The 19,573-nt window shown below is 67.7% G+C and carries 28 protein-coding genes and 1 pseudogene; 16 read left to right on the top strand and 13 right to left on the bottom strand.

The window, feature by feature from the left end:
• From IQ216_RS02980 to IQ216_RS02970, 3 genes are all read left to right on the top strand, one after another.
• Positions 1–322, top strand: a 322-nt coding sequence (locus IQ216_RS02980) for a hypothetical protein (protein WP_193814268.1), incomplete at its 5' end; no start/stop codon positions are given.
• Positions 323–429: 107 nt separating this feature from the next.
• The gene (locus IQ216_RS02975) at positions 430–591 is read left to right on the top strand and encodes a hypothetical protein (protein ID WP_186699276.1); all 162 of its coding nucleotides are present in this window, start codon (positions 430–432) and stop codon (positions 589–591) included.
• A 57-nt stretch (positions 592–648) separates the two neighbouring features.
• Positions 649–1,701 (top strand): metallophosphoesterase, encoded by a 1,053-nt coding sequence (locus IQ216_RS02970; RefSeq protein ID WP_193814267.1) that lies wholly within the window; start codon positions 649–651, stop codon positions 1,699–1,701.
• On the opposite strand, the gene IQ216_RS02965 is transcribed toward IQ216_RS02970, so the two are convergent.
• Complete coding sequence (locus IQ216_RS02965) at positions 1,694–2,452, bottom strand: type 1 glutamine amidotransferase (RefSeq protein ID WP_193814266.1); 759 nt, start codon at positions 2,450–2,452, stop codon at positions 1,694–1,696. The two genes, IQ216_RS02970 and IQ216_RS02965, sit on opposite strands and share 8 nt — an antisense overlap.
• Positions 2,453–2,598: 146 nt before the next feature.
• Here IQ216_RS02965 and IQ216_RS14395 point away from each other — a divergent pair, with 146 nt between their 5' ends.
• From IQ216_RS14395 to IQ216_RS02955, 3 genes are read left to right on the top strand one after another with little or no spacing between them, the layout of a single operon-like run.
• Positions 2,599–2,733 carry a hypothetical protein gene (locus IQ216_RS14395; protein ID WP_255460128.1) on the top strand — a complete coding sequence of 45 codons (135 nt, stop codon included), beginning with the start codon at positions 2,599–2,601 and terminating at the stop codon, positions 2,731–2,733.
• A complete protein-coding gene (locus tag IQ216_RS02960; RefSeq protein WP_186699270.1) occupies positions 2,730–3,266 on the top strand; it encodes a ferritin in 537 nt (178 codons plus the stop codon). The genes IQ216_RS14395 and IQ216_RS02960 overlap by 4 nt, the downstream gene beginning before the upstream one ends.
• Before the next feature lie 46 nt (positions 3,267–3,312).
• Entirely contained in the window at positions 3,313–3,756 is a 444-nt protein-coding gene (locus tag IQ216_RS02955; protein ID WP_193814265.1) for a hypothetical protein, read from the top strand.
• Between the two features lie 31 nt (positions 3,757–3,787).
• Here IQ216_RS02955 and gorA read toward each other — a convergent pair whose 3' ends face one another.
• Positions 3,788–5,152, bottom strand: coding sequence for a glutathione-disulfide reductase (gorA, locus tag IQ216_RS02950; RefSeq protein ID WP_193814264.1), 1,365 nt, complete (start codon positions 5,150–5,152; stop codon positions 3,788–3,790).
• A 157-nt stretch (positions 5,153–5,309) separates the two neighbouring features.
• A complete protein-coding gene (locus tag IQ216_RS02945; RefSeq protein ID WP_193814263.1) occupies positions 5,310–6,746 on the bottom strand; it encodes an ammonium transporter in 1,437 nt (478 codons plus the stop codon).
• A gap of 500 nt (positions 6,747–7,246) precedes the next feature.
• Here IQ216_RS02945 and IQ216_RS02940 point away from each other — a divergent pair, with 500 nt between their 5' ends.
• The 4 genes and pseudogenes from IQ216_RS02940 to IQ216_RS02925 all read left to right on the top strand — a co-directional run bounded on the left by IQ216_RS02940 (position 7,247) and on the right by IQ216_RS02925 (position 10,012).
• Positions 7,247–7,432 (top strand): DUF4278 domain-containing protein, encoded by a 186-nt coding sequence (locus IQ216_RS02940; RefSeq protein ID WP_193814262.1) that lies wholly within the window; start codon positions 7,247–7,249, stop codon positions 7,430–7,432.
• A 195-nt stretch (positions 7,433–7,627) separates the two neighbouring features.
• On the top strand, positions 7,628–7,972 hold the full coding sequence (locus tag IQ216_RS02935) for a P-II family nitrogen regulator (protein WP_186699260.1): 345 nt from the start codon (positions 7,628–7,630) through the stop codon (positions 7,970–7,972).
• 153 nt (positions 7,973–8,125) lie between these two features.
• A pseudogene (locus tag IQ216_RS02930) lies at positions 8,126–9,402 on the top strand (glutathione S-transferase N-terminal domain-containing protein).
• Positions 9,403–9,424: 22 nt separating this feature from the next.
• Positions 9,425–10,012: a DUF2808 domain-containing protein gene (locus tag IQ216_RS02925; RefSeq protein ID WP_193814261.1), complete on the top strand. Its 588-nt coding sequence runs from the start codon at positions 9,425–9,427 to the stop codon at positions 10,010–10,012.
• A 17-nt stretch (positions 10,013–10,029) separates the two neighbouring features.
• Here IQ216_RS02925 and IQ216_RS02920 read toward each other — a convergent pair whose 3' ends face one another.
• The 4 genes from IQ216_RS02920 to IQ216_RS02905 all read right to left on the bottom strand — a co-directional run bounded on the left by IQ216_RS02920 (position 10,030) and on the right by IQ216_RS02905 (position 12,106).
• Positions 10,030–10,263 (bottom strand): hypothetical protein, encoded by a 234-nt coding sequence (locus IQ216_RS02920; protein WP_193814260.1) that lies wholly within the window; start codon positions 10,261–10,263, stop codon positions 10,030–10,032.
• A gap of 110 nt (positions 10,264–10,373) precedes the next feature.
• A complete protein-coding gene (locus IQ216_RS02915) occupies positions 10,374–10,766 on the bottom strand; it encodes a Hepatitis C virus core protein (protein ID WP_186699254.1) in 393 nt (130 codons plus the stop codon).
• A gap of 72 nt (positions 10,767–10,838) precedes the next feature.
• Positions 10,839–11,597 (bottom strand): pirin-like bicupin family protein, encoded by a 759-nt coding sequence (locus IQ216_RS02910; protein WP_193814259.1) that lies wholly within the window; start codon positions 11,595–11,597, stop codon positions 10,839–10,841.
• On the bottom strand, positions 11,594–12,106 hold the full coding sequence (locus IQ216_RS02905) for an NADPH-dependent FMN reductase (protein WP_186699250.1): 513 nt from the start codon (positions 12,104–12,106) through the stop codon (positions 11,594–11,596). Before IQ216_RS02905 ends, IQ216_RS02910 begins: the two co-directional genes overlap by 4 nt.
• Positions 12,107–12,387: 281 nt before the next feature.
• On the opposite strand from IQ216_RS02905, the gene IQ216_RS02900 reads away from it, so the two are divergent.
• Both IQ216_RS02900 and IQ216_RS02895 read left to right on the top strand, forming a co-directional pair.
• Entirely contained in the window at positions 12,388–12,975 is a 588-nt protein-coding gene (locus IQ216_RS02900) for a hypothetical protein (RefSeq protein WP_193814258.1), read from the top strand.
• 57 nt (positions 12,976–13,032) lie between these two features.
• Positions 13,033–13,578, top strand: coding sequence for a LexA family transcriptional regulator (locus tag IQ216_RS02895; RefSeq protein ID WP_193814257.1), 546 nt, complete (start codon positions 13,033–13,035; stop codon positions 13,576–13,578).
• A gap of 212 nt (positions 13,579–13,790) precedes the next feature.
• Here the strand turns inward: IQ216_RS02895 and IQ216_RS02890 are convergent, their stop codons facing one another.
• On the bottom strand, positions 13,791–13,937 hold the full coding sequence (locus tag IQ216_RS02890; protein WP_186699245.1) for a chlorophyll a/b-binding protein: 147 nt from the start codon (positions 13,935–13,937) through the stop codon (positions 13,791–13,793).
• Positions 13,938–14,094: 157 nt separating this feature from the next.
• On the opposite strand from IQ216_RS02890, the gene IQ216_RS02885 reads away from it, so the two are divergent.
• The 3 genes from IQ216_RS02885 to IQ216_RS02875 all read left to right on the top strand — a co-directional run bounded on the left by IQ216_RS02885 (position 14,095) and on the right by IQ216_RS02875 (position 15,245).
• A complete protein-coding gene (locus IQ216_RS02885) occupies positions 14,095–14,334 on the top strand; it encodes a hypothetical protein (RefSeq protein ID WP_193814256.1) in 240 nt (79 codons plus the stop codon).
• Entirely contained in the window at positions 14,327–14,926 is a 600-nt protein-coding gene (locus IQ216_RS02880; protein WP_193814255.1) for an alpha/beta fold hydrolase, read from the top strand. The genes IQ216_RS02885 and IQ216_RS02880 overlap by 8 nt, the downstream gene beginning before the upstream one ends.
• A gap of 97 nt (positions 14,927–15,023) precedes the next feature.
• Positions 15,024–15,245 (top strand): hypothetical protein, encoded by a 222-nt coding sequence (locus IQ216_RS02875; protein ID WP_186699239.1) that lies wholly within the window; start codon positions 15,024–15,026, stop codon positions 15,243–15,245.
• Between the two features lie 7 nt (positions 15,246–15,252).
• On the opposite strand, the gene sepF is transcribed toward IQ216_RS02875, so the two are convergent.
• The 3 genes from sepF to IQ216_RS02860 all read right to left on the bottom strand — a co-directional run bounded on the left by sepF (position 15,253) and on the right by IQ216_RS02860 (position 17,340).
• A complete protein-coding gene (gene sepF / locus IQ216_RS02870; RefSeq protein ID WP_186699237.1) occupies positions 15,253–15,528 on the bottom strand; it encodes a cell division protein SepF in 276 nt (91 codons plus the stop codon).
• A gap of 147 nt (positions 15,529–15,675) precedes the next feature.
• Complete coding sequence (locus tag IQ216_RS14065; RefSeq protein WP_228007062.1) at positions 15,676–16,113, bottom strand: hypothetical protein; 438 nt, start codon at positions 16,111–16,113, stop codon at positions 15,676–15,678.
• Between the two features lie 15 nt (positions 16,114–16,128).
• On the bottom strand, positions 16,129–17,340 hold the full coding sequence (locus IQ216_RS02860) for an FAD-dependent oxidoreductase (RefSeq protein ID WP_193814253.1): 1,212 nt from the start codon (positions 17,338–17,340) through the stop codon (positions 16,129–16,131).
• A 135-nt stretch (positions 17,341–17,475) separates the two neighbouring features.
• Here IQ216_RS02860 and IQ216_RS02855 point away from each other — a divergent pair, with 135 nt between their 5' ends.
• Complete coding sequence (locus tag IQ216_RS02855) at positions 17,476–17,868, top strand: hypothetical protein (protein ID WP_186699233.1); 393 nt, start codon at positions 17,476–17,478, stop codon at positions 17,866–17,868.
• Here the strand turns inward: IQ216_RS02855 and IQ216_RS02850 are convergent, their stop codons facing one another.
• Positions 17,869–18,270 (bottom strand): fasciclin domain-containing protein, encoded by a 402-nt coding sequence (locus IQ216_RS02850; protein ID WP_193814252.1) that lies wholly within the window; start codon positions 18,268–18,270, stop codon positions 17,869–17,871.
• A gap of 57 nt (positions 18,271–18,327) precedes the next feature.
• A partial coding sequence (locus IQ216_RS02845; RefSeq protein ID WP_193814251.1) for a CO2 hydration protein occupies positions 18,328–19,573 on the bottom strand: 1,246 nt, incomplete at its 5' end.

Below are 19,573 nucleotides of genomic sequence, written 5' to 3'. Positions count from 1 at the left end.
GGCCCAGACGTCCGCCCCCCCCGAGCGGCTCACCCCGGCCCAGCGGGAGAAGATCTTCCCGGAGCGCAAGGCGCTCACCCTCAAGCTGCAGAAGGAGCGCTCCCAGATCCAGCAGAAGAGCGAGCGCTGCGTGTCGGGGGCGTCCAACCAGCAACAGCTGCGCAGTTGCCGCAAAGACGAGCGCAAGGCCAATCAGAAGCTGCGGGGCCAGTACCGCGACGAGATGCGCAAGATCTATGAGCGCAATGGCATCGAGGCGCCCGTGGGAGGCCCCGGCAAGGGCCGCAGGGGCGGCAAGCGCCAGGCGACGCCCGGTAGCTGATCACCGCCACGGCGATTCGTCATACCCCCACACATCTCGTCACGGCCTGGAGGTGGTGCGTGCTGGGGGTGCTGCCTAGGTTGAAACCACCCCTCGGGAGGACCACCATGCGCACTCACGACCTCGAGAACCACGACAATCTCTACGCCGACGAGATTGCCGCGGTAGCTGGGGAAACTCCCGCCGACGCCACGTCCCACGCCCTCTGGGCCGTGGCTCTGATCGCGACGATGGTGGTGGTGCTGGGCGCCTCCCTCGCCGTGTTCTGATCGGAGCAGGGCCTGGCCTCCCCCTGAGCCGCCCTGCCCAGCCACTCCCTCACGCCGATGCATTGCTCCCGACGGCATCTCTTGCAGCTGGCCGCCGGGGGGGCCGGTTTCTGGCTGGCCCGGCCCCTGTGGAGCAGGTCGGGCAGCGCCGCCAGCCTCACGCCAGGAACCGGCGCAGACGACAGCCCCCTGCGCATCGCCCTGATCAGCGATCTCAACAGCAGCTACGGCTCCACCACCTACGTGCCCCAGGTGCGGCGGGGGGTGGCTCTGCTGGGCCGCCTGCGCCCTGAGCTGGTGCTCTGCGCCGGCGACATGGTGGCCGGCCAGAAACGGGGGCTCACGGCCAGCCAGCTGCAGGCGATGTGGCGCAGCTTCGGGGTGAACGTGCTCGATCCCCTGCTGAGCGATGGCCTTGCCTTCGCTGCGGCGATGGGCAACCACGATGCCTCCAGCAGCCAGCAGAACGGGCGCTACGCGTTCGCCCTGGATCGCCAGGAAGCCAGCCGGTTCTGGCTCGCCCAGCGCTCCCGCCTCAGGATCACGCTGCTGGACGGCTCGGACTTCCCCTTCCGCTACAGCCTGCTGCACCGAGGCGTGTTCGTGCTGGTGCTGGACGCGTCCTCCGCGGGGCTGGGGGGGGAGCAGCTGCGCTGGGCGGAACGGCAGCTCGCCAGCCCCCAGGCCCGCCAGGCCCGGCTGCGGCTGGCGATCGGCCACCTGCCCCTCTACGCCGTGGGCCAGGGCCGGGACCGCAGCGGCGAGGTGCTGCATCAGCCCGCCCTGCTGCGGGCGCTGCTGGAGCGCCAGGGGGTCGCCCTCTACATCAGTGGCCATCACCACACCTGGTTCCCCGGCCGGGTGGGGGGCCTCAACCTGCTCAGCCTCGGCGCCATGGGCAGCGGCCCGCGCCAGCTGCTCCAGAGCACCGCCCCGCCGCAGCAGAGCCTCACCCTGCTGGAGCTCTCCGGCGGCGCGGGCGGACTGAGCGAAACCACCTACAGCCTCAACAGCCTGGAGCCGCTGGCCGCCGGCTCCCTGCCCCAGGCGATCCAACCCAGCCAGGGGCCGCGTCTGCAGCGGCGCCCGCTGCAGATCGGGATCAGCTGAGCGGGGATGCCGGGGTCGTCTGCACGAGCAGATCGAGCAGATTGTCGATCAGGCGGCGCCCTTGCCGCTCGGCCCTGGCGCCCCAGCGGCGCGTGTCGGCGCGGATCCGCGCCACCCCCCCAGGGCCCAGGGCGGCCGCCACATAGGCCGCGTCCTCCTCCAGCCAGCACTGCAGATCCCGCTCCAGCACCTCGCCGTGACACTGGAGGCCGTAGGCCCGCGCGCCGAGGCGGAAGATCTGCTCAGGGCAAAGCAACGTGGAGCCCAGCAGCTCGGCACCGGCGGGCAGACGCACCCGATCGCCATGCCAGTGCAGCATCAGTTCACTGGCCTCCAGCCCCCGCAGCAGAGGCTCCTGGCTGGGGTCCCCCAGGAAGCTCACCGCCCCCCAGCCCACCTCCCGCACCGGCAGCGCCGGAACCCCACAGGTGAGCGGCTCCACCGTGCCTCCCGCCGCATGGGCCAGCAGCTGGGCGCCCAGGCAGATGCCGATCACGGGCTGCTGGCGTGCCAGCACCCGCTTCAGCAGGGCCACCTCCTCGGYGAGCCAGGCCAGGGCGGGGTCGCCCAGATGGGCCACACCCATCGGCCCCCCCAGCACCAGCAGGATCTCGTCGTCGAGGGGATCGCGCAGGGGCTGGGCCAGGTCGGGACGCAGCACCTCCAGCTCCCAGCMCCGGGCAGCCGCTGCGGCGGCAAACTGGCCCGGGCCTTCGCGCTCAAGGTGCTGGATCACGAGCAGTCGGGCCATGGTCACCTTCCAGTGACCCCCATCCTGGCCGGCCCATCCGAGCGGAGGCCACATCGCTCTGTGCCATCGGTTGCCCGCAGGCGTCACCTGACGGCTCGACCGGGGGAGCGGTGAGCGGCAGTCTGAACGCAACCGCTCCTGCACCCATGCTTCGCATCCGTGGCAACCAGCTCAGCCTGCTGGCGGCGCTCAGTGCCCACTGGGCCCATCAGCAGCTGGCCATCCCCAGGGTTCATAGGCTGGCCTCCAAACCCAACCGTGGCCCCGCTCCCCTGCGATGAACCAGCTCACCACCGCCATCAACCGCCATCTGGAATCGGAGTTTCAGGCCAGCCACAGCTACCTGTCGATGTCGATCTGGCTGCGGGAAAAGGATCTGGCGGGATTCTCCAAGTACATGCTCGAGAAGAGCAACGAGGAGCGCGCCCACGCGGCGCGGATGATCGCCTATCTGGTGGACTGTGATGAGGAGGTGATCCTGCCCACGATCCAGGCACCCCAGCGCGACTGGCAATCGGTGCAGCAGCTGTTCGACCGGGTCTCGGAGATGGAGAAGGAGGTGACAGCCTCCATCAACCGGCTCTATGGCCTGGCCGAGGAGAACTGCGAGCGCAGTGCCTCGGCGATGCTCGACTGGTTCGTGGAGGAGCAGATCAAGGAGGAGGCGGAGGCCCGCTTCGTGCGCAAACGCCTGCGGCTCGCCGGGGACAATTCGGCAGCACTGCTGCTGCTGGATCAACAGTTCCTCGAAGGGACCGCCCTGGCCCACGTCAAGGCCACAATGGTGGGTTACGGCGCCGCCGGCGGCGCCTGAAGGCCCCTTCGCCCAGCAACAATGGCCAGGAGCATCGCCTGGGCCCATGAGTGAACTGCGCGCCATCATGCAGCGCCTTGGCCAGCGCCTGGATCACCAGGCCGCTGCCCCGCCAGCCGGCGCGCCTGAGCGGCCTCCGGCCGATCTCTACGTGAGCGAGCTGGAGCACTGCAGCGACGCGATGCTCCACTACGAATGGAACTGGCTGGAGCAGCACCTGCAGGACCTTGCCCTGTGCCGCTCCAACGAGGCGATGCTGAAGGCAGCAGGAGGCCAGCAGCACCTCAACGGCCTGATCGTCCAGAGCGAGCACTACGCCGCAYAGCTGCAGAAGGCCTTCGCCCAGCGGGCTCTGGTTCCCTGCCGCCAACCCCACAACGTCGCCCCCTCCGAACACGCCTGGGAGCTGAGCAACCCGGGGCTGAGGGCCCAGTGGGGCTTCGAGCCGAGGGCCAACGCAGGTGCCCCCGGAGTCGACCCGGCCAGCTAGTGGCGCCAGCTGGCACTGACTGGGCTCGTCCCTAGTTGGGCATCGTGACGAACTCCTCCGCCACCGTGGGATGGAGGGCCATGGTGCGGTCGAAGTCAGCCTTGGTGGCCCCCATGCCGATCGCCACAGCCGCCATCTGAATGATTTCAGCCGCGTGCTCTCCCACCATGTGGCAGCCCAGCACCCGGTCACTGGCCTTCTCCACGATCAGCTTCAGCAGCACCCTGGGCCCCCTGGCCGGCAGCGCCTGACTCATCGCCCGGAAGCGGGCCCGATGCACCTGGATCGCCGCGGCGCCATGGCGCTCACAGGCCTGCTCCTCGGTGAGACCCACCCCGGAGAGTTCCGGCTGGGAAAACACGGCGCTGGCCACCAGGTCGTGGTTCACCTGCCGCGGCCGCTGCCCGTAGACCGTGTCGGCAAAGGCCCGGCCCTCATCCACCGCCACCGGCGTGAGGTTGATGCGGTCGGTCACATCGCCCACGGCATAGATATGGCTCACGTTGGTGCGCTGGTCGGCATCCACCGGGATGGCATCGCCTTCCACAGCGACGCCGGCCGCCTCGAGGTTGAGGTTGTCCAGAAACGGCTTGCGCCCGGTGGCCAGCAGCACCCCACCGCAGGCAATCTCCTCGCCGGACTGGGTGGTGAGAGTGAGGCCGGCGGAGCTGGAGGTCTGGGTGAGCGCCTTCGGGGTGTGAGCGAAGCGCAGATCGATGCCCTGCTGCTGCATGGCCTCACTCACGGCCTCGCTGGCCTCGCGGTCAAAGCCCCGCAGCAGGTGATCGCCCCGCACCAGCTGGGTCACCCGCACGCCGAGGCCGTTGAGGATGCAGGCGAATTCGCAGGCGATGAAACCGCCGCCCACCACGGCCACGGCCTCAGGCAACCTCTCCTGCAGAAACATGTCATCACTCATCCAGGCCAGCTCGGCGCCTGGGAAGGGGGGGCGATAGGGCCGGCCGCCAACGGCCACCAGGATGTGATCAGCCTGCAGCTGCCGCTCAGAACCATCGGCGCCCTGCACCGCCACGGCATCGGCAGACACAAAGCGCCCCCAGCCCCGCACCAGGGCCACGCCGGCCTTCTCCAGGAAGCCGATGTGCAGGCTGTTGAGCCGATCCACCTCGGCCCGAACCGCCGCCAGCAGCCGCGCCGGATCGCTGCGCCAGGGGGCCAGCTCCCAGCCGTAGCTGGCGGCATCGGCGAGCAGGTGGCTGTAGGCCGAGCCATAGACAAGCAGCTTCTTGGGGACGCAGCCACGGATCACGCAGGTGCCGCCCACCCGGTCGCCCTCCACGATCGCCACCTTGGCCCCGTAACTGGCCGCCCGCTTGGCGGCAGCCAAGCCTCCGGAGCCGGCACCGAGCACGATCAGATCGAAACGGTCACCCATGGAGACAGACGCAGAGGTCGGCGGGGAAGAACCCCCAGCTTGCTTGGTCGGGGTCCGGCCCGGAGGACTCCGGAGGGGTCCCAGACAGCAAAAAGCCCACGGCAGAGCCGCGGGCTGATGGCAGTAATCGCCGAGGCTTGGGCCCCGGCTCGCAGCGTTACTTGGCGCTGGCAGCGAAGTCGGGGTACGCCTCCATGCCGTGCTCGCCGATGTCGAGACCCTCGATCTCCTCCTTCTCGGAGACGCGGATGCCTCCGAAGATGGCACCGATGATCGACCAGGTGATCAGGGAGGCCACGATGGCGAAGATCGCGTAGGCAAGAACGCCGACGATCTGAAAGCCAAGCTGGGAAGCACCATGGCCGGTGAACAGACCCTTGTCCATGTTGAACAGACCCACGGCCAGGGTGCCCCAGATGCCGCAGGTGCCGTGCACCGAGAAGGCTCCAACGGGGTCGTCGATCTTGAGGCCGTCGATGAAGGACACCGAGAACACCACAAGAGCGCCACCGATGAAGCCCACAACCCATGCTCCAGCCATCGAGAAGCCGTCACAGCCCGCCGTCACAGCCACCAGTCCGGCCAGGATGCCGTTGATGGTCATGGTCAGGTCGGGCTTGCCGCCCCTGATCTGGGACACCAGTGTGCCGGCGATACCGCCGCCAGCGGCACCCAGGGTGGTGGTCACGGCCACGTAGGGAACCGTTTGATCCATGGCCAGAACAGAGCCTGGGTTGAATCCGTACCAGCCGATCCAGAGAATGAGGCAGCCGAGGGTGGCAATGGCCATGTTGTGGCCTGGCAGGGCCTGAGGCCTGCCTTCGGCGAACTTACCAATCCTGGGGCCAAGCAGGATCGCTCCGATCAGGCCGGCCCATGCCCCGAAGGAGTGCACGATCGAGGAGCCGGCGAAATCGATGAATCCAAGCTCTGAGAGCCAGCCACCATTCCACTGCCAGGAGCCGGAGATGGGATACAGGATCCCAACCAGAACCAGGGAGAAGACCACGAACTCACCAAATTTGATGCGCTCGGCCACCAGTCCGGAGACGATGGTGGCTGCCGTGGCGGCGAAGGCCACCTGGAAGAAGAAGTCGACGGTGGGAACGAGAGAGCCTTCGCTCACCATCTCAGGCGTGACGGTGGGATCGAAGAACAGGCCCTTGAAGAACAGCCAGCCGCCCAGCACCGAATCGCCGTACATCACCGAGTAGCCGATGAACCAATAGGCGGTGGCCGCCAGGGCGAAGACGATGAGGTTCTTCAGCAGGATGTTGACCGCGTTTTTCTGGCGGCACATACCGGACTCCACCATGGCGAAGCCGGCATTCATGAAGATGACCAGAACCGCGCAGATGAAAATGAAGAGGTTGTTGGCCAGGAAGGCGGCCGTGAGTTCCGGGAGCTCTGCAGCGTGGGCTGAGAGGTTGAACACTCCCAGGCCGAAGAGTGCGAAAGGAATACAGGCGAACCAGATGAGGCCGCGCTGGGAAGAAAGACCTCGGATCCTGCTCATCAGCAGGGCTGGTCCTTCCATCAGACTCGCCTCTTGCAGGCGTTTCGTACGCCTGGGAGGGTGCGAAGCAATGGTCATGGGCAGATCAGAAAGACGGCTGCACGATGGAGTTTTGGATGCCGCAAGACATCCATTGCGACTGACAATGCGCTCTGACGCTGCCGGCTGATGTTGCTTTCGCTACAAAATGGCTCTAGGCGGCCTCGGTTGCCGAGCCCGGGACATCAGCAGCGGTGATCTCCCAGGCGTCGCCCACCGCCCCGGGGCGCGCAGCACGCCCACCCGGGACACCGAAGAATTGCAACGTTTCAGCACGGTTTCCGCGATCTGTTCGCAGTGGACAGAAATCTCGGCTTAGATGAGGTTTCAGGACAAAACGTTGGGCCTGTGCACGCTCCGCCGGACTCCCTTGAGCCCTGCAGGCCGTGTCTGCTGGAAGTAGCCCGATCCTCGCGTTGACCCCGGTCGCCGCGGGCACGGACGAAGCAACGCTCCTCCACGTCAAGGGGGTCGTCAACGACGCCCAAGCGCTCCGCGCCGCCCCACTTGGCCCTTCTCTTCCAACTGAGGACGCCACCATGACCAACTCCCCTCTGCGCTATCGCGGCGTGGCTTACGACGCCAGCCAGCATGAGCATCCCTCCACTGAGGCGGTGGAGCACACCTACCGTGGCCTGCACTACGTGGCCCCTCTGCGCCATGAGCCTGCACCGGCAGACCCCTCCACGGATCTGCAGTACCGCGGTGCCAACTACCACCACTGAGCCCCGCAAGGGACTCTGCAGGAGGATGGTCAACGGCGCCTGTTGCGGGCCGTTCCATCCTCTGGCTCACCCCCTGCCTCAACCCGAACGGTTCAGCCGTGTCGGCGTTCGACAGATAGGCCTGCAGAAAGCCGTCATTGCTACAGAAGCGGGCGCTCTCAGCCTCTAGAAGAGGCTGGGTCAACCTGGTATCACGTGAAACAAATTCAAGCCATTGTGCGCCCTGGAAAGCTGGACGCTGTCAAGGATGCCCTTGTGGCCATCGGCATCAACGGCATCACCGTGTCAACGGTTCAGGGCTTCGGACGCCAGATGGGTCACACCGAGGTTTACCGCGGCGTCAAGGTTGAGGCCAAGCTGCTCACCAAGATGCACATCACCACCGTGGTGACGGATCAGGTGGTGGACAGCGTTGTGGAAGCGATCAAAAGCGCCGCCCACACCGGTGAGATCGGCGACGGCAAGATCATCATCAGCCCCGTGGACAACACCATCCGGATCCGCACCGGCGAATCCGGAGACGACACCCTCAATCCCTGAGGGCAGCACCAGCACCGCCGCACTCCCAGCCAGCCAGTGGCCGGCCCCTGGCCGGTCACTGGCTCAAGCCAGCGGCCCCATGGCGGAAGCCTGTCCAGCGGCACCACCTCACCCCAGTGGAGAATGGCCATGCAGGCTCCGTCCCCCGAGACGATGGGCGAACCAGGCTTTGTCACCACTGCCGGCTCGCCTCTTCCACTGCCATGGTCCGAGCTCGCCACCTGGGCGCAGCCTGAGGCTGATCGCGTCCAGGGCAGCACCAACGCCCAGGCCCTGCTGCGACTGTTCGGTCAGCCTGAATCAGCGCTGAGGGTCACCTTTTACCGCGATCACCACGCCTGGTGCCCCTACTGCCAGAAGGTGTGGCTCTGGCTGGAGGAGAAGCGGATTCCCTATCGAATCCGCAAGGTCACGATGTTTTGTTACGGCGAGAAGGAGCGCTGGTACCGCCAGCTGGTTCCTTCTGGGATGTTGCCGGCCGTGGAACTGGATGGAGAGCGGATCACCGAGAGTGATCGCATCCTCGAGTGTCTTGAACGGGCCTTCGGGCCCTTGGTGGCAGGCATGGGCCATCCCCAGGTTCTGCTGTTGCGACAGCTGGAAAGACACCTGTTTCGCGCCTGGTGCCAGTGGCTGTGTCAGCCCCAGCCAGGCCCCGCCGCCGAGCAGGACGCCCGCCTGCGCTTCCAGCGCAAGGCCACCCGGCTGGAACAGGCCCTGGAGGAAGCACCCGGGCCCTTCCTGCTGGAGGAGCTCAGCAGCGCAGACCTTGTGTTTGTGCCCTACCTGGAGCGAATGAACGCCTCCCTGGCCTACTACAAGGGCTTTCTGCTGCGCCAGGAACACCCAGCGATCGACCGCTGGTTCGCCGCTCTGGAACAGCATTCCTCCTACCTCGGCACCCAGAGCGACTTCCACACCCACGCCCACGACCTGCCACCCCAGATGGGCGGCTGCTACGCCAACGGCAGCGCCGCACAACAGGCCCTGGCCGCCCGCATCGACCGGGGCCCCTGGCCGTTGCGTGACGCCTCGGGCACCGATCCGGAAACCTCTGCCCCAGAACCAGTCGATGCCGCCGCCGTGGCCCTGGGCCGCATGCTGCGCCACCGGGTCACCCTTCAGCAGCGCCCGGCCCTGGCCGGACCTGTCATGGACCAGGCCCTGCGCTGTGCCCTCACTCACCTGGTGCACGGCATACCCTGCCCGCCACCGGCCGGCACGGCCGTTGGCCTGCGCACCCTGCGCGATCGCATCAGCGTGCCGCGCGACATGCCCCTGCATGCGGCCCGACGCCTGCGGACCAGCCTGGAAACCACCGCCGCGCTCGACCCGAAAGACCCCTCGGCCCAGCCCGAGCCCCTGCCCGWSMWCSATYKKNCNGCGACCAGGATCCCCAGCCCTTTCTCAGCTCCGCTCCTAGCGTCTGAGGGCACGCCGACGTTCGCGCCCATGGCCCCTCTCAGCCGTCATGCCGGTCCTGGGCAGCCCAGCCAGGAGCGCCACCTGGGCAGCGCGGCCATGGGCCTGGCGTTGCTGGCCCTGCTGGCTCCTGCCCCGCTGCGGGCCCTGGAGTTGCGCGGCAGCACCTACTTCACGCGGCCGCCCTGGAAGGTGGATCTGGTCAGCTACTACACCACCGTGTCCCAGCCCGCAGCGGAGTACTACTTCAGTGTGGAGCTGGCGGCCGACGCCGGCGCCTCCCTGGGAGGCCTGACGGTCCGTCAGACCCGTGGCGTCGACACCCACTTCCCATTCAGCCCTGAACGCACCAGGGCCTTTGTCGGCAGGCCGCGCCGGGAGGGTGCTGCGATTGCGGTGGAGGCCAGCTTTGACCCCGGGAAACGGGAGGTGCAGGTGACCTTTCCCGAACCCGTGGCACCCGGGCAGACGATCACCGTGATGCTCAAGCCCTGGGCCAATCCATCCATGAGCGACACCTACATGTTCCAGGTGCAGGCCATCCCGGCTGGCCCCCAACCCACGCCCTCGTCGCTGGGCTTCGCCACCCTGCGGATCTATCAGCCGGACTGGCGCTGAACCTGAGGGGTTGGCGATCAGGCGCTGCCGCCCGGGTAGCGCAAGGTGCGCCAATCACCGCTGGCCGTGCTCACCTCAACGCCGATCTCCACCGGCCCCTGGCTGGNNNNCACCTGCTCCTGCCACCATCCCATCGCCTCGGCCCAGGCGGCGTCGAGCGAGTCGTAGAGGTCGTCCAGCACCGGGTGGGGTGAGCCCTGCTGATCAACAAGGCGGTAGTGACGCAAATGCTGGGCATGAACTGAAGCCATCTCCCACAACGCGAAAACCAGTTCTGATCATCGCCCTTGTGACAGCCAGAAACTGTCACCTTCACAACATCTTCGGGTCAGGCGGGTGGCTGCAGCCTGGACAGCCGCCCTCAGGTGAGGTAGCGGCGGATGCTGGGACGGCACCAATAGACCAGCGCCGCCGTGTTGGCGGCCCAGAGAACACCAGCCACCACGGCGGTCAGGCCACGGCCTTCGCTGAACAGGGCCAGCCGCACGATTCCGTACGGGAGCCCCACCGCCAGGCTCATGGCCAGGGCCACGATCACCACGATCTGGCCCCAGGCCCGCCACTTGAGCAGCGCGATCGTGCCCACCAGGCCCACCACCGCCGTGGGCAGCACCGCACTGGCCCCCACCACGATGTGCACCGTGCGCCAGGTGGGCTCCCGCAGAATCACCCAGAGCATCAGCGGCAGCACCAGGAGATTCGCCACCAGACCCAGCCAGCTGAGGGTGAGGTAGCCGCGGGGGGGCTGAAGCATGGCAAGCCGGGCGGGGAGCACGGGGTCCCCCATGGTCGGATACGGCGGACGTACGGCCATGAGTGCTGCCCCTCAGCCCAGCTCAAACAGCAGCAGGTCGGCACCGCCGGGGCCGGCGCTGAAGGCCCGCAGGCGATCCGCCCCGAAGCCCAGGCCGTCGCCGCGCTGCAGCGGCCGGCTGCGTTGATGCTCGCCGGAGGCTCCAGGCGGCTCAGCCGCAGCCTGCACCGCGCCGGTGCCATCGATCAGCTGCAACCAGCCGAGCCCGCCGGGGGTCAGGGGCAGATCCAGCACGTCGCCGGCCCCGGGCCTGGCCCGCCACAGACGGATCGGCCGCCGCACCGCGAGAGCACCTGCGGCACCGGCAGGATCCAGCAGGGGGGTCCAGTCGGCACCGAGCTGGAACGGCTTCTGGCCGTAGACCGGCGGCAGACCGGCCTGGCTGGGCTCGATCCAGATCTGCAGCAGCCGGCAGGGGCGATCGCCCTGGTTCATCTCGCTGTGCAGCACGCCCGTGCCGGCACCCATCACCTGCACCTCTCCCGCCTCAATCACCGCAACCTGGCCCATCGAATCGCAATGGCTGAGCTGGCCCTCCACCATCACCGTGATGATCTCCATGTCGCGGTGCGGGTGCATGCCGAAGCCCCGACCAGCCGCGATGGTGTCGTCATTGATCACGCGCAGTGGTCCGAAGCCCATCCAGGCCGGATCGTAGTGATCGGCAAACGAGAACGAGTGCCAGCTTTCCAGCCAGTCAAAGCGGCTGTGGAACCGCTGCGCCGCCGGACGCAAAAGCGGTGCGGGGGCCGCGGCAACGCCGGTGGTCATGGGCGGGGTGCCTGCATGGAGCTCAGCCGCTCCACCAGATCGGCGATGCTGCTCTCCTTGGCGGGATTGGCCCCATTGCTCACCAGCTGGCGGCCCACCACATGGGCCCCCAGGTGAGCCAGCTGCAACCGCAGCGCCGCCAGCACGGTGTGGCCGCCCCCACCCGAGTGGGTGGCGATGGCAATCGGCCGCTGGTTGAACAGGGCCCGGAAGTCGCTGCCCTGCACGGAGAGCCAGGCGATGGCACTGGTGAGCACCGGCGGAATCGAGCCGTTGTATTCCGGCGCACAGATCACCCAGCGCGGCGCCGCCGCCAGGGTGGTCTCCAGGGCAGGCAGGACGGCGGGCGTCCCCGCGGCCTGGGCCCTGGGGGAATACAGCGGCAGCTCCAGGGCGGTGAGGTCGAGCACCTCGGCCCTGAGCTTGTGCGCCGTGGCCGCCGCCACAAAGCGCTCGGCCAGGCGCAGGTTCTCGCCGTTGCTGGCGGCGAGCACAAGCAGATCGTTCATGGTGGCGGCGTGTTGAGCGTGGGCCCCCTCGACGGGATCCGGAACTTAGTCACGTCCCAGCTTGGCGCGCCGGCCCACGCATCCTGAGCTGAACCACTCCGAAGGTCTGACAGGGTCGCTCTGACAGGGCCGCCACAACACCCTTGGCTTGCAAGCGGCCATGGATAGCGTGATGGCGGTCGTCCATCCATCCGGCGGTCCCGCTCCTCTTCCTCCAGGCCCATGCCCCCCTCCAGGCCGGACCAGCGGCCATTGATCAGCGCCCCCTCAGGATCGTTCTGATGCACTCCCGGCTGATCACCGGGCTGGTGCTGGTGGGGCTGGCCGCCACACCCTCGAGCCGTGCCCTGCAGCAGCCGGAACTGCCGGTGGCCGTGTGTGTGGTGGCGCCGCGCGTGGAGCCGGTCGAGATGGCCGACGCCCTCGGCGTTGTGCCGGTGTCCCGCCCCCGGCTGGTGCTGGTGGAACCCCTGCTGGAGCTGCGCATCGAACGGCCCCGAGCCGACACCTGGCGCCTGGTGAGCAGCCCCGACCAACCCATCCGCACCCCCCTGGACTGGCCCACCACGCCGATCCGGCCCGGCGAACCGGTGCTGTTGCAGCTGCGCCCCGAGGAGGCGTCCGCTGAGGCCTTTGCCCATGTGCACCTGGTGGGTGCCTCGGCCAGCCGCATGGCCCAGAGCCAGCGGCTGATCGACCAGCTCAGCGCGGGGGGGCAGCCGGCCGAGTGGCTGGGAGCCATTGACAGCGCCCTGCGGGAGGGCGATGTCCCCCTCGCCTGGGCGCTGCTGTTCGCGCCCCAGATCCCCGACGATGGCCAGCTCAGAGCCCTGCAGCAGGAGGTGATCCGCCGCGGCTGCGGCGACTGACACCGGCCGCCCCAGAGGTGCAGTACAAATGTACGTATCAGACTGGGTTGGAGCTGGATGGGCCGCCTTGACAACACCGCCCAGCGAGCCGATCTGCGCTGGCTGGGCGCCATCAGCAACGAGGCCTCAGGTGAGGCGCTGCCGCTCGCCCTGGAGAGCGTGGCGGCGGGGTTTCCCAGTCCTGCTGACGACTACGTGGAGGCGTCGATCGACCTGAACACGGCCCTGGTGCCGCGGCCCACCTCCACGTTCCTGATGCGGGTGGAGGGCGACGCCATGCAGGCAGCCGGCATCCAGCACGGCGACCTGCTGGTGATCGACCGGAGCGTGGCCGCGCGGCCGGGCTGCACGGTGGTGGCCATTCACGAGGGGCGCTTCGTGCTGCGACAGCTGCGCGGCGAGCGGCCGCCATGGCACCTGGTGGCCAGCGATCCCGCCATCCCCGCCATCCGCGTGGACGACCCCGGCGGAGAGCTGCTGATCTGGGGCGTGGTGATGCATGCCGTGCACCACCTGCTGCCGCGGCGTCAGCGGGTCACCAGAAGCCCTGGGAGCGAAGCCACAGCCCCAGCAGGGCCATGGGCACAAAAACCGCCGCCATGATCTGCAGCTTCACGACCCTTGGAGAGGGCGTCTGGGAGGGAGGCATGGAACGCAAACCGGGTCTCTGACAGTGTCAGAGACCCGGTGAGGAGCCCAGCCCGGAGGCTGGAGAACAGGGTGTCCTGGGCTTGCCTTCTGGAATCAGAAGAGGGGATGGGGCGCAGCCACGATCGGCACGGAGCCGAGCAGTCTGAGCCCGCAAGCAGGTGAACTCAGCCGAGACCAACCTGGGCCAGGATGCCTTGGCCGGTGAGGATTTCGGTGGCCAGGCCGATGACGAAGCCCATCATGGCCAGACGGCCATTCCAGGTTTCAGCGAAAGCAACGAAGCCGAAGCGGGAAGCGGTGTTGTCGGCCATGGGAGGCGGGTGACGAAACGTTGCGTGGAGTGTAACAGAACATGAAGGGGCGCGGGTCAACGGGGGCGAGCGTCATGAGGTGCTGACGCAGGCGCCCCTGACCTCAGGGCCTGCCGCACCTAGCGTGAAACGATCAGGTCCGTGGCAGAGGCGCACCGTGGAGATCGACCGCCCGGGGGCCCGCCCCCTCAACGCCGAGGAGGAGGCGCTGCTGGAGCAGTTCCGCCAGAAGCTCCACGCCAGGACCCTGCAGGGAGGCCTGGCCCCTGAGGATGTCCAGCGGATTGTCGCCGGGATCAAGGCACACCCCGCCGCCAGCCAGGCGGTACTGGCAGCGATCTTCGAGGAGCAGGCCAAGCTGGCGCCGGGCCAGCGGATGCTGCGCCTGGATGGTTGAGGCAGCACCACCCCTGGTGCTGGTGCATGGGCTCTGGGACACCCCGCGGGTGTTCAACCCCCTGATCCGACACCTGGACGGCAGGCGCCAGCCGATCCTGATACCGCATCTTCCCCATGGCATCGGCCAGGTTCCCCTGGAAAGGCTGGCGGAGCAGCTGGCCGCGTATCTGACCACCCAGCTGGGAGCGACCCAGCCGATCGACCTGCTGGGCTTCTCCATGGGCGGGGTGATCGCCCGCATCTGGCTGCAGTGGCTGGGGGGCCATCAGCGCACCCGTCGGTTCATCAGCCTGGGCAGTCCCCAGCAGGGCACCCTCAACGCCCTGGCCTGCCCACCCTGGCTGCTGCCCGGCATCGCCGACATGGGCCACGGCAGCTCCCTGCTGCGGCGCCTCAACCAGGACAGCAGGGCCCTGCAGCAGCTGGAGTGCGTGAGCCTCTACACCCCATTCGATCTGATCGTGACGCCGGGGTGGCAGGCGGCGCTGCCCTGGGGCCGCCGCGAGGAACTGCTGGTGTGGACCCACGACCAGCTGCTGCGTTCACCGCTTGCCCTGGAGCGGCTGGGCAAGGAACTGCTGAGGCCGTGAGCGGCGAAGCGGTGAGCGGCGAGGCGGGTGGGCTCGCCAATCCTGGAGAAATCCGGAGGCTGGACCAGAGCGCAGAGCCTGCCCCCAGAATGGTCCGATGGTCGTGCCCAATCCAGAAGGTCGGTATCGCGTGCGCCCCAAAGTTGAGCGCGAGCAGAGTGTGCCCCAGCAGGTGATCGCGCCCAGGTTCTGGGACCGGGATGAGGCCGAGACCTTCGCCCAGACCCTCGCCCAGCAGCAGCACCGCAGTGTGGTGGTGGAGAAGCTGGCACCCAGCGGCTGCTGGCTGCAACTCAACACGGTGACCTCAATCCACTGAGCCAAGCTCAGGACTCGGCGGGCCTGTCGCGCTGCAGGGCAATCACCTCAGGAGCAAACACGAAGGTGAGGGGATCGAGGCACTCGGCCTGCCCATCGATGGCGCAGACGCCCCCGGCCACAAAATCGATCAGGCGCTGGGCCTCGGCCCGGTCCATGGCACCGGCATGGACCACCGCGGTCTTGAGCTCCCGCACCGCCTCAACGATCGCCTGGGCATCCTCGAAACCGATGGGGTGGAACACCACCACCTCCGGCAGCCAGTCGCCAAAGGGACTCTGCATAGCCGTGCCGTAGGGCCGAAGGTTACTCGGGGGGAGCGGGTGGCGTCCATCCGGAAACGGCTGCCAAGCAAAAGGGGCTCCGCAGAGCCCCATCTCGGAAAACGCCCCCAACGGATTGGGGACATCGTCCACCTCGACCTGTCGACGCTACCGGGACGCGGCAGCAGCTGGCGAGCCTGAGGCGGGCAGAGCCGAGCAGGCGAAGCTGGTCTGCTGGGCCTGCTGCAGCAGCAGGGTGGGCCGACTTGGATCCTCGAGGCTCCACCACCAGCGGCCATCACCGAAGCTGGGGGCTCCGGCATTGTTGGTGCGGGGCAGCTGCAGGTGCAGCTCGCGCCAATCGATCACCACAAAGGCCCCTGGCAGGGTGCCGGCCAGGGTGTTGGGGATGCCGGGAGCATCAACCGCGCCGTTCTCGACCCGGGCCAGCAGCAGGTCGCCATCGCAGCTGTAGCGGCTGGGCTGGTTGGCCGCCTCCAGCCCCCAGGCCGCCGAGCCTGGGCCCAGCAGCAGCAGTCCCAGGGCCAGCAGGGGCGACAGCAGCCATCGCGTTACAGCCCCGGAAATCAGCAGATGGGACGGCATCGGGCGCTCCCGGCTCTAGGTCAGTCCAGCTTGCAGCAGGGAAGCGGCCAGCTGTTCGGCGCTGTGCAGGGCACCCTCAATGCGGCCAAAGCCCTCGCCGTCGAGGTAGTCGCCGCAGAAGCCGACGCGGCTGAGCGGGCACAGCCGCAGGGACGGGGGCAGACCTGGCGCCACCGGGAAGGCCGCCGCCCAGCGCATCAGCTGCGGAGAGGCACGCTCCAGGGTGAGGTCATCAATCCAGGGGGCCAGGCACTCCATCACGGCCCTGGCCAGGGCCTGGATCACATCCTCCTCACGGCCGGCATCGACGGGAAGATCCAGCAGCCGGGCCACGGCGGAGTGGGATCCATAGACATCGAGGTGGTCGGCCGCAAAGGCATCGCTGGAATGGGCGACCACGGCGCAGCGGCCGTCCGGAAGCGGCTGGATGCTGATCCGGCGCAGGCCCCAGCGCTGCTGAGCCGCTGGATCGAAGTTCACCAGGGAGAACGGCAGCGAGCTCCACGGGAGCGCGTCCTCGGGGGGGAACAGCAACAACAGGTTGCTGCGGGCCTCGGCGCGGATGCCCGCAATGGTGGTGAGGGCGTGATCGAGCTGCAGATCCCCCAGCGATGCGGCCGCCCGCACCAGCGGCACCTCCGGCCACTCGAACAGCAGGCAGCTGCGGGGGTGAGCCAGCAGGGTGCTGCTGAGCACCAGCCAGTCGGCCTCGCCCTGGAACTCCCCCTGGCGATCCCGCAGCCGCCAGCTGCCGCTGGAGGCGCACTCGAGGGAGCGGATCAAGGTGCCGTAATGGGCCTCGGCAGCGGGCTGGGCACCACTGGCCCCCAGCTGCAGCAGGCCGCGGCAGAGACCATCCATCCCGTCCGCACCCCGGTAGAGCTGGCCGATCCCCAGGACATCGGGGCGCCCGATGTGCAGGCGCGACTCCCCCTCCAGCAGGGCCATCAGACCGCTCCACGGCGTGATCCAGCCCCCCTCCAGCAGGGGCTCCAGCAGCTCCGGGGGCCGCTCGCTGCGGATGTTCAGCAGGGGGGCCCCATGGTCGATCGCCAGGGCCCCATCGCCCCGGGAGCGGCGTGTGCTGGCCCGCCCGCCCGGGCCGCGCCCGGTCTCCCAGAGGCTGATCCGGCCATCAAAACCGGCCCGACGCAGCTGGGCGGCGGTGGCGCAGCCAGCGACCCCAGCCCCAATGACAGCAACGGATCCCGATCCAGACCGGGCCATGACGGGGTCACCACCCAGTAATCCCTCAGGATGCCAGCGCCGCCGCACAGGTGCAGAAGCCGAACCGCGACCCCAGCGGGCCGCCAAGCTCGCAGGGCCCCGGTCGCAGTAGCGTCAAGCCCGACGTAAGCGTCCATGGCGCGATTTCTGCTGGTGCTCAAGCCTGAAGGCCACCCCGAGTCGGGGGCCATGCTCAAGGCTCTCGACCCGGTGCTCAGGGACCTGAACGCCGAGGTGGATCACCGCACCTCGGCCCACCTCGGCGCCATGGTCAAACAGGGCGGCGAAACCCAGCGCATGCAGCTCTTTGCCGACGTGCAATCCAAGGCCGATGGCAGGGTGCTGGAACTGGTGCTGCTCAGCCGCGAGGCGATGGGCCTGCGAGCGCCCAAGACCCACCAGACCTTCATGCGGCTGCTGGAGCTGGTGAGCCAGCATCTGGGCGGGATGACGCTTCAGTTCCGTTCCGACCTGGATGGCCCCATCCCGCAGACGCGCCGCTCCGCCGATCCGGCGGCAGCCGGGTGATCACCCAGGCAGGATCACCCGATCGATCACGTGAACCACGCCGTTGTCGCAGACCACATCGGCAGCCACCACCGAGGCGTTCTTCACTTCAAAGGGCTCTGCCCGCCGGATCGCCACGGGAGCTCCCTCCAGGCTGTCCCACTGGGGCTGCTGCACCAGCTGCTCGCGGCGATGGTCGCCGGAGAGCACATGGAACTTGAGGATGCGGGCCAGCTGGGGTGGGTTGTCCACCAGGGTCTGGACGGTGCCGGGGGGCAGGGCCGCGAAGGCATCATCCACAGGGGCAAACACGGTGAACGGCCCCGGGCCCTCCAGAGCGCCCCGCAGGCCGGCGGCATCAACGGCGGCAAGCAGGGTCTGAAAGCTGCCCGCAGAGGCAGCCKTTTCGAGAATGGTGGCCATGGAAAAAGGGCGAGGGRCCAGGAGAAGGGCAGGCAGCTGTGCCGCCTGGGGGACGGATCAGCGGTAGTCCTGGGTCTGGATGGCGGTGAGGCGGGCTTCGGGCCGCAGGAAACGGTCCATCTGGGCTTCAAAGAACTGGCGATTGGCGCTCAGGTGGGCGGGATCAGGGTCGTCGAGGGGGTACAGCAGCGCGCAGCGCAGAGCCTGGATCACCGCGGAGGTGACGTTGTACATCGAGCGCTGGAAGGTGATGCCCAGCTGAATCAGCTTGTCCTCATCACCGCGCTTGTGGTTGCGGTACATCACCTCCAGATAGGGAGGCAGAAAGTGCAGCATGTCCTGCATCAACAGGGTGGGAGGGATCCCCGCTGAGCCCACGGGAAACACATCGGCATAGAGGATGCCGTAGTGAAAGTCGGCCTGATCAGCGGGCACCTGCATCGCCTGGGCGTTGTAGCTCTTGGTGCCACGGAAGGGCGAGGTGCGATAGAAGACAGCCTCCACATAGGGCAAGGCCGCCTCATACAGCCAGGTGAAGCCACAGCTCTTGGGAATGATCTCGAAACATTCGCCCCGGATGAACACATGGTGATAGATCGGTCGACCGGCGACGGCAAAGATCCCGTTCACCAGGAAGTCCATGGCCGCAGGCACCGAGGTGAGTTTGCCCTCGTCGTAGAGGTCACTCATCTCGAAGAACACCGGGGCCATCACCTCCCAGAAAAGGCCCAGATTGGCGTAGTAGGAGAGTTTGCGCACCTGCTCAAGAAACAGATCCGGGAACAGGCGGTAGAGGCCCAGCATCAGGGGATTGCCGTTGAAGTAGGCCTTGATGGCCCGGTCTGCCTGCTCCCGATAGGGCTCGGAAACGAGGTAGTCGTTGAAGCGGCCACCCATGCCCTGGTGCCAGAACATGGCATCCATGCATGCCTCCGCGAACTCCATGTTCACCCGGTCGTGCCAGAGGTGATGCAACAGTTTGGACATGGAGCCGGTTTCACCCTTGGCCATGAACTCCCGCAGTTCGGGATGGGCTTTTTCGCCACCTCTCCAGATCCGAAGTTGAGACTGATCGCCTGAATAGCTGTTGGGCCGATCCAGATACTCCTGAGAAATGAAGTACTTAAAGGCCGGCAACGGGTTCAGGAAAACCTTCTCGGCGATGTAGAGAAGGTCGCGCCAATAGAAATCCATCGGCACGGCATAGGCCTTGTAGATGCCGATGATCTGCTGCAGATTCTCCGGATTGTCAGGCAGCATCGAGCCACCGGCCTCAAGGCGATGGATCACCTCGGCGTAGGGG

This window comes from Cyanobium sp. LEGE 06143, assembly GCF_015207535.1.
In the GTDB taxonomy this organism is placed as follows: Bacteria; Cyanobacteriota; Cyanobacteriia; order PCC-6307; family Cyanobiaceae; genus NIES-981.
The sequence above is the reverse complement of the archived record's forward strand: the minus strand, read 5'-3'. Positions and strand labels throughout refer to the sequence as shown.

Excerpts from the sequence above, each read along its gene's own strand:
- IQ216_RS02975 (WP_186699276.1), top strand. The coding sequence starts at position 430 with ATGCGCACTCACGACCTCGAGAACCACGACAATCTCTACGCCGACGAG.
- IQ216_RS02970 (WP_193814267.1), top strand. The coding sequence starts at position 649 with ATGCATTGCTCCCGACGGCATCTCTTGCAGCTGGCCGCCGGGGGGGCC.
- IQ216_RS14395 (WP_255460128.1), top strand. The coding sequence starts at position 2,599 with ATGCTTCGCATCCGTGGCAACCAGCTCAGCCTGCTGGCGGCGCTCAGT.
- IQ216_RS02960 (WP_186699270.1), top strand. The coding sequence starts at position 2,730 with ATGAACCAGCTCACCACCGCCATCAACCGCCATCTGGAATCGGAGTTT.
- gorA (WP_193814264.1), bottom strand. The coding sequence starts at position 5,152 with ATGGGTGACCGTTTCGATCTGATCGTGCTCGGTGCCGGCTCCGGAGGC.
- IQ216_RS02945 (WP_193814263.1), bottom strand. The coding sequence starts at position 6,746 with ATGACCATTGCTTCGCACCCTCCCAGGCGTACGAAACGCCTGCAAGAG.
- IQ216_RS02940 (WP_193814262.1), top strand. The coding sequence starts at position 7,247 with ATGACCAACTCCCCTCTGCGCTATCGCGGCGTGGCTTACGACGCCAGC.
- IQ216_RS02925 (WP_193814261.1), top strand. The coding sequence starts at position 9,425 with ATGGCCCCTCTCAGCCGTCATGCCGGTCCTGGGCAGCCCAGCCAGGAG.
- IQ216_RS02915 (WP_186699254.1), bottom strand. The coding sequence starts at position 10,766 with ATGCTTCAGCCCCCCCGCGGCTACCTCACCCTCAGCTGGCTGGGTCTG.
- IQ216_RS02910 (WP_193814259.1), bottom strand. The coding sequence starts at position 11,597 with ATGACCACCGGCGTTGCCGCGGCCCCCGCACCGCTTTTGCGTCCGGCG.
- IQ216_RS02905 (WP_186699250.1), bottom strand. The coding sequence starts at position 12,106 with ATGAACGATCTGCTTGTGCTCGCCGCCAGCAACGGCGAGAACCTGCGC.
- IQ216_RS02900 (WP_193814258.1), top strand. The coding sequence starts at position 12,388 with ATGCACTCCCGGCTGATCACCGGGCTGGTGCTGGTGGGGCTGGCCGCC.
- IQ216_RS02895 (WP_193814257.1), top strand. The coding sequence starts at position 13,033 with ATGGGCCGCCTTGACAACACCGCCCAGCGAGCCGATCTGCGCTGGCTG.
- IQ216_RS02890 (WP_186699245.1), bottom strand. The coding sequence starts at position 13,937 with ATGGCCGACAACACCGCTTCCCGCTTCGGCTTCGTTGCTTTCGCTGAA.
- IQ216_RS02880 (WP_193814255.1), top strand. The coding sequence starts at position 14,327 with ATGGTTGAGGCAGCACCACCCCTGGTGCTGGTGCATGGGCTCTGGGAC.
- IQ216_RS02875 (WP_186699239.1), top strand. The coding sequence starts at position 15,024 with ATGGTCGTGCCCAATCCAGAAGGTCGGTATCGCGTGCGCCCCAAAGTT.
- sepF (WP_186699237.1), bottom strand. The coding sequence starts at position 15,528 with ATGCAGAGTCCCTTTGGCGACTGGCTGCCGGAGGTGGTGGTGTTCCAC.
- IQ216_RS14065 (WP_228007062.1), bottom strand. The coding sequence starts at position 16,113 with ATGCCGTCCCATCTGCTGATTTCCGGGGCTGTAACGCGATGGCTGCTG.
- IQ216_RS02860 (WP_193814253.1), bottom strand. The coding sequence starts at position 17,340 with ATGGCCCGGTCTGGATCGGGATCCGTTGCTGTCATTGGGGCTGGGGTC.
- IQ216_RS02855 (WP_186699233.1), top strand. The coding sequence starts at position 17,476 with ATGGCGCGATTTCTGCTGGTGCTCAAGCCTGAAGGCCACCCCGAGTCG.